10 protein-coding genes are annotated in these 14,413 nt (G+C 41.7%); 6 read left to right on the top strand and 4 right to left on the bottom strand.

Going from position 1 to position 14,413, the window contains the following annotated elements; genetic code table 11:
• Both HCZ11_RS00875 and HCZ11_RS00870 read right to left on the bottom strand, forming a co-directional pair.
• A complete protein-coding gene (locus HCZ11_RS00875) occupies positions 1-1,089 on the bottom strand; it encodes an HNH endonuclease (protein ID WP_167657349.1) in 1,089 nt (362 codons plus the stop codon).
• Positions 1,090-1,331: 242 nt separating this feature from the next.
• The gene (locus HCZ11_RS00870) at positions 1,332-1,925 is read right to left on the bottom strand and encodes a bifunctional 2-polyprenyl-6-hydroxyphenol methylase/3-demethylubiquinol 3-O-methyltransferase UbiG (protein WP_167657348.1); all 594 of its coding nucleotides are present in this window, start codon (positions 1,923-1,925) and stop codon (positions 1,332-1,334) included.
• A gap of 669 nt (positions 1,926-2,594) precedes the next feature.
• Here HCZ11_RS00870 and HCZ11_RS00865 point away from each other — a divergent pair.
• The 3 genes from HCZ11_RS00865 (at position 2,595) to HCZ11_RS00855 (ending at position 5,283) form a co-directional block, all read left to right on the top strand.
• Positions 2,595-3,365 carry an EAL domain-containing protein gene (locus HCZ11_RS00865; RefSeq protein ID WP_167657347.1) on the top strand — a complete coding sequence of 257 codons (771 nt, stop codon included), beginning with the start codon at positions 2,595-2,597 and terminating at the stop codon, positions 3,363-3,365.
• A 352-nt stretch (positions 3,366-3,717) separates the two neighbouring features.
• Positions 3,718-4,863, top strand: a complete 1,146-nt coding sequence (locus HCZ11_RS00860; RefSeq protein ID WP_130052963.1) for a porin — start codon at positions 3,718-3,720, stop codon at positions 4,861-4,863.
• 12 nt (positions 4,864-4,875) lie between these two features.
• The gene (locus HCZ11_RS00855) at positions 4,876-5,283 is read left to right on the top strand and encodes a phosphate ABC transporter substrate-binding protein (protein ID WP_130053041.1); all 408 of its coding nucleotides are present in this window, start codon (positions 4,876-4,878) and stop codon (positions 5,281-5,283) included.
• A 56-nt stretch (positions 5,284-5,339) separates the two neighbouring features.
• Here the strand turns inward: HCZ11_RS00855 and HCZ11_RS00850 are convergent, their stop codons facing one another.
• Positions 5,340-6,965, bottom strand: a complete 1,626-nt coding sequence (locus HCZ11_RS00850) for a methyl-accepting chemotaxis protein (RefSeq protein ID WP_130052964.1) — start codon at positions 6,963-6,965, stop codon at positions 5,340-5,342.
• Between the two features lie 517 nt (positions 6,966-7,482).
• Between HCZ11_RS00850 and HCZ11_RS00845 the strand changes: the two genes are divergently transcribed.
• Together HCZ11_RS00845 and HCZ11_RS00840 are read left to right on the top strand one after the other, a co-directional pair.
• The gene (locus HCZ11_RS00845; RefSeq protein WP_167657346.1) at positions 7,483-9,081 is read left to right on the top strand and encodes an ABC-F family ATPase; all 1,599 of its coding nucleotides are present in this window, start codon (positions 7,483-7,485) and stop codon (positions 9,079-9,081) included.
• 138 nt (positions 9,082-9,219) lie between these two features.
• Positions 9,220-11,145, top strand: coding sequence for a hypothetical protein (locus tag HCZ11_RS00840; protein ID WP_167657345.1), 1,926 nt, complete (start codon positions 9,220-9,222; stop codon positions 11,143-11,145).
• A gap of 558 nt (positions 11,146-11,703) precedes the next feature.
• Here HCZ11_RS00840 and katG read toward each other — a convergent pair.
• The gene (katG, locus tag HCZ11_RS00835; RefSeq protein ID WP_167657344.1) at positions 11,704-13,881 is read right to left on the bottom strand and encodes a catalase/peroxidase HPI; all 2,178 of its coding nucleotides are present in this window, start codon (positions 13,879-13,881) and stop codon (positions 11,704-11,706) included.
• A gap of 261 nt (positions 13,882-14,142) precedes the next feature.
• Between katG and HCZ11_RS00830 the strand changes: the two genes are divergently transcribed.
• Positions 14,143-14,400 (top strand): hypothetical protein, encoded by a 258-nt coding sequence (locus tag HCZ11_RS00830; protein WP_130052968.1) that lies wholly within the window; start codon positions 14,143-14,145, stop codon positions 14,398-14,400.
• The last annotated feature ends 13 nt before the right edge of the window (positions 14,401-14,413 follow it).

Raw genomic sequence — 14,413 nt, 5'->3', positions numbered from 1 at the left:
TTAGCTTAAAGAATCATATTTGTACTTTGTCTGCGCGACTAGATCTAACGCGTGGACATTTTTACTTCCCGCCAACTCGAACCTATCCTTTGCTAGCCAGAGTTTAGCGCCATTGCTGCTGGCAACTTGGTATGCCCAGTTGCTTACTGCAAGGGATTTGTCTACATCACAATGAAAATAGCGAGTTAGTTCATCAGTGAGTAGCTGGCTGTGACGATCTAGGTTTTGATCTTGCCAACGTTCACGGTGCAGCTGGGCTGCTAAAAAGTCGCGTTTGCTGTTATTACAACTTCTATGGGCAGCAACAAAATTATGACCTAAATCGTTAGCGTAGCGGGCAAATGGAATAAAGTGATCAACTTCTATCGCGCTAGTGAGTGGCTTTTGACAATAAAAGCACTGGCCTTTTTGTATTTCGACTAAAACTGGTTTTGCTTTGTTAAGTGCTGCGCGGTCGAAACCAAATAAAAAGTCATGCAGTTGGCTTTGCGGGCCAATAAGTGCTTGATTGTGCTTAATGCTTTGAATCTTTTGTAGCCATGCATTTTTAGCTAAATAGACAACTAAATCGTAAAAGCGTCTAAAACAAGCGGCTATGCCTGCGTTTAGAGTGATATAGCTTTTTCCTTTTGTGTGTGGGTATAAAAAGCACTCTTCTTGTTTGGCGAGAATTTGTAAGCGCCACAACGGGCCTGTTTTTAAAGTATCTAAAGCTGCTTTGTAAGTAGTGTGCCAGTAAGGGCTTAATTTGAGCTGGCGTAAGCTACGAATATTGTTTTGCTGGCACTCATATAGCACCGCAATTACCTTTGATTGCGCCCCCGAATTTTGTTTTAGTAAAGCACTTTCACCACTATGGGCAGAAGAAAATGGCACTGCATGGTGCCAATAAAGCTCTATTAACTTTTCAGCAAGCTTAGCAAGATCAATGTTTAACTCGCTAGCTTCATACATCATTGGCTGCTCAACACAAACATCAGCCAACGCATGCAATAGTGCAAACTTATAGGTAGCACTAAAATCACCTTCCACCAGCATACGCTGAATGTAAGCAATAAAATCGAGTTGCTGCTGCATGGCTATCATCAATCAAGCCTTGTATGTACTTTTGAATAGTGCATTAAAGTTCATGAACTGTTCCCTGTTTACGCCGATTTATTTGCCATTTATGCTCATAACGCATTGTTGTGGCTTGAATATTGGCTATTTAGTTTAGGAACAATCTAGCATGAAAAGCTATTGCAAATATAGGATTTTAGGTAGAGTCACTCTTTAAAACCCATACAATACTGGGAGAATTGCGGTATAACCTGCTATACCGCATTAAACTACTATATCGTTCTTCTATGCAGAATGGCGTTTAGCCATGTTTCTGTGGCGCGCTCTGGGCGTTGGTCGGCGCTTTGCCATGACTTGAGAATAAACAGGTCTGTGTTTTTAATAATGCTCTCAAGGGCTTGTTCGTTTAGGTCGGTAAATTCACGGCCGTTGTGTTCGCGCTCGCCGTCGCCGTATTTAAACGATACATACACGATGCCTTGTGGCTTTAATGCACGGGCAAGGTTGTTGAATGCTTCGGTTAAGTCGTTTTTTGCTACGTGAATAAGGCTTGCGCAGCACCAAATGCCGTCGTATTTGGCAACGTCTTTTAGCTCTTGAAAACTGCTTACTGCAACGTCTTGGTTTAAGTATTCTGACGCCAGCTTTGCCATAGCAGGGCTGATATCGAATGCATCTACGCTATAACCACGCTCTTTAAAGATGAAAGCGTCGCGGCCAGAGCCACAACCGGCATCAAGTAAAGCGCCTTGTTTTGGGAGCAGCGGTAAGAATTCGTCATAAAGTTCATTGAGGTCTACATCGAGTGTGGCATCTACAAATGCTTGTGCATTTTGGTTGTAGTATTCGACGGTTTTGGATGCCATTTTACTTCCTTTATATTGGCAAGATTGCTTGGCGCTAAAATATCATTAAAGCTAGGTACTAAAAAGATATCAAATTGATTTTAAGTATTTTTAGCGGGAAATTTTTATATATTCAAGCGTAAGTAACGAAGCGCTGTATAGAAGAAATAATACTCACAAAGAGGATAAGAGACGCTTCGCTTTAGAGATTACAAAACAAGTATTAGTCTATTTCGAACGCTCATTGTCTTCTCATTCACTCCTCTTTGTGCAAAAAGATATTTGAACTACAGAGGACACAGAGGCGCTTCGCTTTAGAGGGTTAACATTAAGTAGCAGCCTACTTCGGTCACTCATTGTCTTCTCGTTCACTTCTCTTTGTGCAAAAAAATATTGGAACCATAGAGGACACCGAGGCGCTTCGCGCTACACAGAGAAAAACCACTCTTACAAAGAGGATAAGAGACGCTTCGCTTTAGAGATTACAAAACAAGTAGCAGCCTATTTCGGTCACTCATTGCCTTCTCGTTCACTTCTCTTTGTGCGAAAAACAAAAGCTGAGCGCTACACAGAGAAAAACTTCAGTTACGCATTTTCCCTATAGTTTTATACTTTTAACTCAACAACATTGCACAATTGGCAATTTACTAGCACTATTATGTATTAAGAAGACTTTAGTCTGAGGTAAGCATGCACGACAAGCAAACTCATTGCCAGCCTACTGGTTGCAATAACTGTAAAGACAATTTAGAACTTGGCTTTGATTTTACAATGGCTTTTCAGCCAATTATTGATTGCACCGATAAACACATTTTTGGCTATGAGGCTTTGGTTAGAGGGCCTAATAATGAGTCGGCTTATTCTGTTATCTCACAAGTTAACGATGAGAACCGCTATACCTTCGACCAGCTTTGTCGCATTAAAGCGATTTCGCTTGCAGCTAAGCTGAAGCTTGATTCGATTTTGAGTATTAACTTTTTACCTAACGCGATTTACAAGCCTGAGCGCTGTATTAGAACAACCCTTGAAGCTGCTAAACAATATGGCTTTCCGGTAGAACAAATTATGTTTGAGTTTACCGAGGTTGAGCAAGTTGAAGACAGTACACATATCAAACGTGTGATCGAATATTACCAATCACTCGGATTTATTACCGCAACCGACGACTTTGGTTCTGGGTATTCGGGTTTAAACTTATTGGCTGATTTTCAGAGCAATATTATTAAACTGGATATGGAATTAATTCGTGATATTCACCTTAATAAAGCGCGCCAAGTTATTGTTAATCATTGTATTGCTATGTTTGAAGAACTCAACATAACCGCCCTTGCCGAGGGGATTGAAACAGTTGAAGAATATCAATGGTTACGCCAAGCCGGCGTAAGTTTGATGCAAGGGTATTTCTTCGCCCGCCCGGGGTTTGAGAGCTTGCCAGAAGTTGATTTTAGTAAGTTTGAGTAAGTAAGCACAACGAGAATCGAGTTGCGACAAAGCAAGAGCTTTCAGACGCGTGAAACAAGTTTCACGCCTACATGTAGCAGCGGGTTTATCCCGCGTCATTAGGCGCTAGGTGCTAGGCTCTAGGTCGCGATGTAAAATCGCTGCTACCTCGAATCTCGTAACTTTACTCATTCCCCTCTTGTAACTTAAAACTCGCAACTTTATCCACTTTTAGTCCCTTTTTTAGTGAAAATAGCGACTTATTCGTTGATGTAGTTACAAATTATCTGTAACTTGTGTCGCCCATTTCGCTACGCACGACTATAATATTAAGTGAAATCAACATTTCCATACTAAATACTAGGGATACACAATGAAAAAACTTCCTATTGCATTGGCTCTATGTGCTGCTTTTGTGTCTGCAAACACAATGGCAGAAGTTCGCATAAACGGCTTCGCTTCAATTGTCGGCGGTAAAGCCCTTGACGACAACGCAACCCTCTATGGTTACGATGATGATATTTCGTTTAAAAACGAAAGTATGTTCGCATTACAGCTCTCCGCTGACTTACAAGAAAAGCTAAGCGCTACAGCACAAATTGTGGCTCGTGGCAGTGATGATTTTGATGCTGAGTTTGAATGGGCTTATTTAACCTATGAGTTTACTGATGAGCTACAAGTCAGTGCGGGTAAATTACGCGTTCCTTTTTATCGCTATTCAGACTTTTTAGATGTTGGTTACACTTACCGTTGGGTTCGTCCGCCACAGTCTGTTTATAACTTACCATTTTCAACGTATGAAGGTATTAGCCTTTTACACAATACGCAATTAGGCGATTGGGACTCAACAGTCCAAGTTATCTACGGTAGCTTCGATGGCAATATTGCAGTGGTATCTGTTAATGGCGATACAGAACTTAACGATATTGCAGGTATTAACTGGACGATGAGCTATGACTGGTTCAGCGCCCGTGCTGCATATTTTGTAGCAGATACAAGCATTGCCATTGAAAACGACACTGACGCGGGTATTGCGCTTAATGGCCTAGAGCAAACACTGAGAGCCGCAGGTTTTGTTGATCAAGCAGATGATATTGCTGTAGACGAAGATGATGGCTCTTTCTTCGCAGTGGGCTTTTCGATTGATTACAACAACATTCTGTTTGACGCTGAATACACTGAGTTTGAAGTAGAAAACAGCGCTCTTGCTAAACAAACTCAATACTATACATCTGTTGGTTACCGTATGGATGAGTGGATTGTGCACTTAACTTACGAAAATAACGACGACAAACACGATAGCAACCGCTATAACGCACTACCTACAGTACCTGCTTTAAATGCCGGTATTAATCAGGTTCTTGAGGGCGTAAAAGCGAAAAGCAATGTGTATACCATTGGTACTCGTTATGACTTCCACCCATCAGCCGCTTTAAAAGTGGATTTCAGTCGCTTTAAAGATGACATTTCAGATACAGAAACCGACGTTGTTGCTGTTGCTGTTGATTTAGTTTTTTAATTGGAGTTCATGATGAAAAAATTATTAATCGCTACAGCGGTCACCTTATGTTCGCACGCAGCTTTTGCTGACGTTGCTGTAATTGTGAACCCTGCAAATGGCAATGCTATTGATGAAGGTACAATCAAAAAGATTTACCTCGGTAAAGCAAAATCGTTTGATGATGGCACGAAAGTAAACCCGGTAAACCAAGACGGCAACAGCGTAAGCGATGAGTTTAACGATAAGGTGGTTGGCAAGTCGAGCAGCCAGCTAAACGCTTATTGGTCAAAACTGGTATTTACAGGCAAAGGCACTCCACCTGAAAAACTTGGCAACGATCAAGCTGTTATTGACTTTGTTGCTACCAACAGCGACGCCATTGGTTATATTGATGCTGCAAAAGTCACAGACAAAGTAAAAGTGGTTGGTACTTTTTAAGTACCAACTCCTGATAATAAAAAACCAGGCATTGCCTGGTTTTTTATTCGCTTAAATTACTCAACTTTAAATTTTGCAGTGGCGTCGAGTAGTGAATCAGATAAGTAATGAAGATTCTTCGCGACATCACGTACCGCCGACAATGAGTCCATCGTTTCTTCAAATGACATATGCATGTTCGACACATTTTCGACTACCATGCTCGCAACCGATGTTTGCTCTTCAGTTGCTGCTGCAATTTGTGAGTTCATACCGTTAATTTCTAAGATCTGTTCAGAGATCTTATCAATAGACTGCCCAGTACTTTCAGCAGCCTCTGCATTATTTGTAGCCATGTCTCGTGCTGAATTCATCGCATTTACAGCATCACTTGCCGCAGTTGTTAAGGTAGAAAGTAGCTCTCTGATCTCGTTTGTTGAATGCGATGTTCTAGAAGCCAGTTCACGCACTTCATCTGCAACAACCGCAAAGCCCCGTCCTTGTTCACCTGCACGCGCGGCTTCAATAGCCGCGTTTAGCGCTAGTAAATTAGTTTGTTCGGCAATTGAGGTGATCACATTTAAGATTTGCGTCACATTTTTGGTGTCATTAGCTAGTTGATTAATCGTTGATGAAGCTTGATTTATTTCTTCACTCAATGTGCGAGATTCGGTTACAGAGCGCTGTATTTGCGTTTTACTCTGCTCAACCTCTCGCTCGGCTGTTTGCGCAGCTTGTGATGCGTTTGCCGCCGAATGAGAGATATCAGCAACACTTTGACGCATTTCTTCCATCGACTGCTTAACAATATCAGCATCTGATGTTTGTTTAGTTGTCGCGCGTTCAGCTCGCTCCATACCTTGCACTAGTCGCGTTGAGTTCTCCATTAATGGTTCACAAACCGCTATTACTTCAAGTACCGCAGCTTTTAACAGTTGAATAAACGCGTTGAAGTTAATCGATACCTGACCAATCTCATCTTTTGCATGTACTTCAAGTTGCGTGCTTAACGACCCTTTACCATCTGCTAATAGACGTAAGTTATTTGCTGCAGCACTTGCTGATGAGCCAATTCCACGAGCAATCCAAATAGAGGTAACAATTAGTAAGATCAGCGATACAACAGACACTACAAGCATTAAATTAAGTGCGTTATCTGAACGAGCTTTAGTTGCTTGAACCAGCTCAAAAAAGCGATCATCTGCGCGAGTTTGTGCTTGTTTAAAGCCTGCTAGTACAGCCTCATATTGCTGTGTTTTTTGCTGTGCTTGCTGCTGAATTTTACTGAAATCGGCAGTACCATCGATCATTGAGGTTGCAATGCTCGACGAGGTTTGTGCGTAAAGCTCTAATTGTTTTTTGGTATCGGCATGCACATAGCTGTCGTTAATGCTGATGATATTTTGTAGATTTTCATTAATCGTTTTATACGTTTGCGCAGCACTATCAACTAAGTCTGATTCACCAAACGTGACCGCTTGAGTGTATAACTCATCTAGTTTTTCAAGTAGCGCAACGTTTGCAGATGTAAGTTTAACTACCTGATATGACGATTTCTCTAGCTCGTCGAGCGAGATTTTGTTGTCATTCATCGCTATAAAATTAGTTACTACTATGATCACGAATGCCGTTATAGCAATGCATGTTATGGCGTGTATTTTTTTTGTAATGCTCAAGTTATTGAAAGAAATACCTGCAGACATTGAATCCACCTCTACTGTCATATTACTTAGTATTATCGCCCGATTTCCCTAAAGTATTAACTATATTTATATATTTTCAGGTTTTTTTTCATATTTGTTTCATTTGTAGGAAGCGGGACTTGATGAAAAAAGACAATATTCACAAAAACGGAACTGTCAGCTTTCAACCATAAGCCCCAGACGCGCGAAACAAACATTAGACGCAGGGCTTTAGGTTCTAGGTTCTAGGTTCTAGGTTCTAGGTTCTAGGCTTTAGGTTTTAGGACACGATGTAAAATCGCTGCTCACTCGAATCTCGCAACTGGAGACTCGCTAACTAATACTTTTCCCGGCTAAAGCCAGTCCTAAGGGCTTAATTGTCGTAACTTTACTCTTCCCCCTTGAAACTTTCTTCTTTTTAATAGCGTTCTTTGGGGCTGTTCTGTATAATCCGCGGCCTATTATTTACCCTATTGCTTGTTTATTTTCGCAGTTACTGCGCCCATAACCCTGTCAGTATTTTTCTAGGAACAATTCGTTGATTTCAACCGCAAATATCACCATGCAATTTGGTGCAGAGCCCCTTTTTGAGAACATTTCAGCTAAGTTTGGTAACGGTAATCGCTACGGTTTAATTGGCGCAAATGGCTGCGGCAAATCAACCTTTATGAAAATTTTAAGCGGTGCGCTTGTTCCAACCTCTGGCAATGTGTCAATTGCTCCGGGTTTAAAGCTAGGTACGCTAAGTCAAGACCAGTTTGCGTTTGAGCAATACACAGTGGTTGATGCAGTGATCATGGGTGATGCAGAACTTTGGAAAGTTAAAAAAGAACGCGACCGTATCTATTCACTACCAGAAATGAGTGAAGAAGACGGTATGAAAGTAGCTGAGCTTGAAAGCATTTTTGCTGAAATGGATGGCTACACAGCAGAAAGCCGTGCAGAAGAAATTTTGCTCCAAGCGGGCATAGAACAAGAGTTTCATTATGGTTTAATGGCAAACGTTGCGCCGGGTTGGAAACTACGTGTGTTATTAGCACAGGCACTGTTTGCAAACCCTGATATTTTGCTACTTGATGAACCAACCAATAACCTCGACATTCATACCATTACTTGGCTAGCTAACGAGCTTAACCAGCGTAAGTGTACGATGATTATCATCTCGCACGACCGTCACTTCTTAAACTCGGTATGTACTCACATGGCCGATATCGACTACGGTGAGCTTAGAATTTACCCTGGTAACTACGAAAAGTGGATCGAAGCTTCAAGCTTGCAGCGTGAACAACTGCTTGCTGAAAACGCAAAGAAGAGCGCTGAAATAGACGAACTACAAGAGTTCGTAAACCGCTTTGGTGCTAATGCATCAAAAGCAAAACTAGCTAGCTCTCGTGCTAAGCGCATGGATAAAATTAAACTTGATGAAGTAAAAGCATCAAGTCGTATTAGTCCATCACTACGTTTTGATGAAGGCAAAAAGATGTATCGCCAAGCGTTAGAGCTAACTAAATTAGGTCATGGCTTTGATGGTGAAACCCTGTTCAGTGGTGGTGAGTTATTACTTGAAGCTGGCGCTAAGCTTGCGGTTATTGGTGAAAACGGTGTAGGTAAAACCACCCTACTTCGTTGCCTAGTGAATGAATTACAAAGCAACGAAGGCATAGTTAAGTGGTCTGAAAATGCCAGCATTGGTTATTGTCCGCAAGACAGCAGCAAAGACTTTGATAACAACTTAACCCTATTCGATTGGATGTCGCAGTGGCGCACCGCTAAACACAACGATTTAATGGTACGCGCTATGTTAGGCCGTTTACTATTTACCGCAGATGACGCTAACAAAAAAGCGCGTAACTGCTCGGGTGGTGAAAAGAACCGTCTATTGTTTGGTAAGTTAATGATGCAAGACATCAATGTGCTAATTATGGACGAGCCAACCAACCACATGGATATGGAAGCCATTGAAGCACTCAATAACGCATTAAAAGATTACCAAGGCACGCTGATTTTTGTGAGCCACGACCGTGAGTTTGTATCTTCATTAGCGACTCGTATCATCGATATTAAAGACCAACAACTTATCGATTTTCAGGGCACGTTTGACGAATATATGGACCATGTTGCGCAACAAGCGCAATAACCCCTTCTTCGAAAAGGTGAGCAAGTTAGCTCACCTTTTTTGTTTACGTTCAGTTACATATTCACTTTACTGAATTACCCATTTTAGGTAACTTAAATTTCTTTGACTTCAATAGAACAATAAATTTAAGGGACCTAAATGAAAAAGCTCCTCAGCGTATCGGCACTGACTCTGGCTCTAACAGCCTGTGGTGGCGGTTCATCAACAGATAAAACGCCTGATGTAAAAGTAGAGCAAAATACTGCACCGACGCTTTCTGGCTCGCTCACTCTCTCTACTAAAGCACTTGAATCAGCTAATTTAGTTGTTGATTTAAAAGATGAGCAAAACGACAGTGTTACTACAACGATTATTGATAAGCCAGAGTGGCTAAATGTAACCACCAGCAGTAATCAAGTAACTTTTAGTGCACAGCCAAGCCTATTCGAAGTAGCTAACCATGCTTTTACTGTGGAAGTCTCTGATGGTAAAGCAAGTAACCAATATACCCTAACCATTAATGTTGCCGAAAACCGTGCAGCATGGCAACCGATTGAGCTTAGCAATAGCGAAGTGATGGGTAACTGGCAATCAAGCGATGGTAGCGTAAAGCTGGCATTTGCTACTGAAGATGCCGGGGTGATTGCTCAAAATGGTGAGTTAAGCCGTTTTGATTGGTCGAATCCTGATGTGATTGCATTAAATACCCAAGCGATTGATTGCTTGCATGAGTGTAATCAACAAGCTCTTCTTGAAATGGAAGTGTTGGCTAAGCGCGATGATGCTATTCGTGTTGAGCTTTTTAATGTTTCAACCGATAAAGGCGAAGTAGTTACCCTTTATAAATCCAATACAGAGCTTAGCTCTGCGTATTATGCTGATATGGATCACACTACTTTTCACACGGTGAATCATTTAAATACCGAAGGTGAAGAGAGCTATTTTGAAGTATCGATAGCAAGCTATATTCCGACGGCTTCAGGCAGTACCACATCATTCCCTTATGCAGAGTTTTCGGCGACCTTACAAGGTAAAACGTTAACGATTAATGGCGACAAATTTCTTACGAACACCTATGCAAATCAGCTAAATAAAGAAGGCTACGAGGTGAATGTAGAGTTTGACCTTAACCTCGTTAATGCCGAAGTTGTTGCGCAGTTCGATGATTTTGCGGTGCTAAAACTACAACATGTTCTTAGCTATCATGATGAAGCTGACGCTGCGAATATTGTTGAGTCAGAAGAGCTAACTGAAGCTATGAAGGTGCAAACATCGGTTGTTGCATTACAAAAACTGACACCTATTGCGGTTCCTGATCTTAAAGTGGGTAAAACGTATACTGGTCGCTTAAATAATAAAAATTCAGATACAGGCGAAGGATTAACGATTCGTTATTTACCAACATTTTTCACCATCACAGCAGCCAACACTGCAACGGTAACATTCAATACGCCAAGAAGCACTGACTCGTTCAAGTGGCATTACAACTTAGACAATAATGGCGAAACCGTTAAGGTAACCGGCAATGGCCTAGATACCAGCTTACAATTTTTCACTCTGCCTGATGGTAAAACACTCATGGTGCGCGAGCGAAATAAAGAAGAGCGTCAGGCTCGCTTAGGGTATGAATTCATGGAAGTGATTGATGATTCAACCATCACTCTTGATGACTATAAGCACCTATTTAGCTACTTACGTCAAGGCTACACCAGCGGTAACCTGAAAACATACTGGTTTATAAATGATGATGGTAAAGGCAGCTTTTATTATGCTGATCAATATGGCCTTGAAAACAGAGCTAACTTTACGCCAAATACCTATTGGCAATTTGAAGCTGATAACAGTATTAGTTTTGCAATGATGTCTCAGTGCCCAAGTGCAGTTGATTACTCTAGCTGTAAGGATGATGTGTTAGGTGATGATGAAAATTTATATGCTTCTTTAATTAATTTTAAAATTATTCATAAAGATGCAGATAAATTCATTTTCGACCGCCTGTTTTGGCAACGTATCTATAACTACAGCGATAAAGAAGTTGAAGAAAACATATACCAAAACAGTTATTGGTTAGGTATTGAGAAGTAAAAGCGCTTTCAGCTATCAGCCTTCAGTCAGACGCGCGAAACAAGTTTCACGCCTACATGTAGCAGCGGGTTTATCCCGCGTCCTTGGTGCTAGGCTTTAGGTTCTAGGACGCGATGTAAAATCGCTGGCTTTTAGTCGTCAGATGTTAGATGTCAGTCCAGCTGTGGGGTTGGTTAGTTCGAGAGTTTTTCTCTGCTATGAAAGCCCTGTACGAGGCATTGTAGGAGGTACTTTAGTGCCGAAGCGGATGTCGAAAAGAGCTTGCAGGTCAGCCGCGCGAAACAAGTTTTACGCCTACATGTAGCAGCGGGTTTATCCCGCGTCCTTGGTGCTAGGCTTTAGGTTCTAGGCGCTAGGACGCGATGTAAAATCGCTGCTACTTGTTCGGCGTTAAAACGCCTCCTACATATCGCAACTTTCCCCTCGCATCTCGCATTTCGTAACTTTCCCCTTTCCCCTTGTAACTTTCCCCTTTCCCCTTGTAACTCGCTAACTTCTTTAAATAAAAAAGGCCACACAGTTCAGCTGTGTGGCCTTTGTACTTAACGGAATTTTAAATTAGATATCGAAGCGGTCGGCGTTCATTACTTTTACCCATGCGTCGACAAAGTCTTTTACAAAACGTTCGTTGTTATCGTCTTGTGCATAAAACTCTGCGTATGAGCGAAGGATTGAGTTTGATCCAAATACTAAATCAACGCGCGTTGCTGTCCACTTAGTTACACCAGTACTGCGCTCAATGATGTCATAATAGCCTTTCGCTATTGGCTTCCAAGTATAAGCCATATCGGTTAGGTTCACGAAAAAGTCGGTACTTAATGTGCCTACGTTATCTGTAAATACACCGTGTAAAGTACCATTATGATTAGTACCTAGAACACGCATGCCACCGACAAGAGCGGTCATTTCTGGTGCTGTTAAGCCCATTAATTGCGAACGCTCTAACATTAGCTCCTCTGCTGATACCGTGTACTCTTCTTTGAGCCAATTACGGAAACCATCATGAATTGGCTCAAGTACGTCGAACGAGTGAGCATCTGTCATTTCGTCTGTGGCATCACCACGACCAGGCGCAAATGGGACTGTTATATCAACGCCCGCGGCTTTCGCGGCTTGTTCAACAGCAGCTGACCCACCAAGTACAATTAAATCAGCTAGGCTTACTGGTTTACTTAAACCCGCTTGTACTGACTCAAGTGCGCTTAATACTTTAGCTAAACGCTTTGGTTCATTGCCCTGCCAATCTTTTTGCGGCGCGAGGCGAATACGTGCACCGTTTGCACCACCGCGATGGTCTGAGCCACGATAAGTACGGGCGCTATCCCATGCTGTTGCAATTAATTCTGCTTGGCTTACACCACAGTTAAGTAGCTTAGTTTTAAGCTCGCTAATTTCGCTGTCTGATAAGGTGTAATCTACCGCTGGGATCGGATCTTGCCAGATCAGATCTTCGCTTGGTACATCAGCACCTAAATAACGTGATTTTGGACCTAAGTCACGGTGCGTTAGTTTAAACCAAGCACGAGCAAACACATCACTAAAGTATTCAAAATCATCGTTAAAACGCTCAATGATCTTACGATAAGTTGGGTCCATCTTCATCGCCATATCGGCGTCGGTCATAATAGGATTTAGACGAATTGATGGATCTTCAACATCAACTGGTTTGTCTTCTTCTTTAATATCAATTGGCTCCCACTGCCACGCACCCGCAGGGCTTTTCTTAAGCTCCCAGTCGTAGTTAAGCAGCAAGTAGCAATAACCGTTATCCCATTTTGTTGGGTGAGTTGTCCACGCACCTTCAATACCTGAGGTCATGGTGTCGCGACCAATACCACGTGAATTATGGTTGTTCCAACCTAAACCCTGCTCAAACACATCGGCCGCTTCTGGTTCTGGACCAACGTTTTCTTCGCTACCATTACCATGGGTTTTACCCACAGTGTGACCGCCAACTGTCAGCGCAGCTGTTTCTTCGTCATCCATTGCCATGCGGGCAAATGTTTCGCGAACTTGCTCAGCAGTTTTAAGCGGGTCAGGGTTACCATTCACCCCTTCTGGATTAACATAAATTAAGCCCATTTGTACCGCTGCCAATGGATTTTCCATGGTATCTGGCTTGGCTACATTTGAATAACGCCCATCACTTGGTGCTAACCACTCTTTTTCAGCGCCCCAATAAACATCTTTTTCTGGGTGCCAAATATCTTCGCGGCCACCTGCAAAACCGAAGGTTTTTAAACCCATTGATTCGTAAGCCATATTACCAGCTAAAATAATTAAGTCGGCCCAAGAAAGTTTGTTACCGTATTTCTTTTTAATTGGCCAAAGTAATCGTCGAGCTTTATCTAGGTTAGCATTGTCTGGCCATGAGTTTAACGGTGCAAACCGTTGATTACCTGTACCACCGCCACCACGGCCATCTTCTAAACGATATGAACCTGCTGAGTGCCACGCCATTCGGATCATCAAACCACCGTAATGACCCCAATCGGCTGGCCACCATTCTTGGCTTTCGGTCATTAGGTTTTTTAAATCGGTTTTAACGGCTTCAAGGTCAAGTGATTTGAATGCTTCTGCGTAATTAAAGTCTTTGCCGTAAGGGTTCGTTTTGCTGTCGTGTTGATGAAGAATGTCGAAATTAAGTGCGTTTGGCCACCAGTCAGTGTTCGATTGAGCTGTGACAGTATTACTACCATGCATTACCGGGCACCCGCCCGTTTTTCCATTACTCATTGCGTGCTCCTAAAAAGCTAAAATATGACGAAACGCTAGAAATTACTTTTATCTCTTTCGTCATAAAGAGAGATTTTCTACTAGTTATGAATAACTAATAGCGAATAAGTTCCTGTTGTTTGAAACTATAGGAGTTGTATTTAAATAAAGCTAGATGCAAAAGATGGTTTTAAATCGATTGCACCGATAGGAAAATTTGATTTGATTCATTTTATTAAAGCGTCCATTTTATAAGGGTATTTTTTACAGCGAGTAGCCCTTATGAAAACAATTAATCCTGAAGTTGCTAGACAGCTAAGTATTAACTTTTTTATCGCCCATTTACCTATTTTGATGTTATCGGGATTTGTGGTGGCGTCGCTTGTGGGGCTAATTTTCAGAAGCTCTGCATTGTTTTGGATAGCACTATTAATTACGCCTTTCAGCATTAATTATTTATATTCTAAAAAGCGTATTAAGCAATTTTGTAAAGACAACAAATGCACTGATATTTCTTGTCTTGCTAAGCAAACTGATTAATTTTTAATTTTAT

Source organism: Pseudoalteromonas sp. HF66, from assembly GCF_011806445.1.
Taxonomy (GTDB): domain Bacteria; phylum Pseudomonadota; class Gammaproteobacteria; order Enterobacterales; family Alteromonadaceae; genus Pseudoalteromonas; species Pseudoalteromonas apostichopi.
Note: the sequence above shows the minus strand (reverse complement) of the source record. Positions and strands in the feature narration are given on the sequence as shown.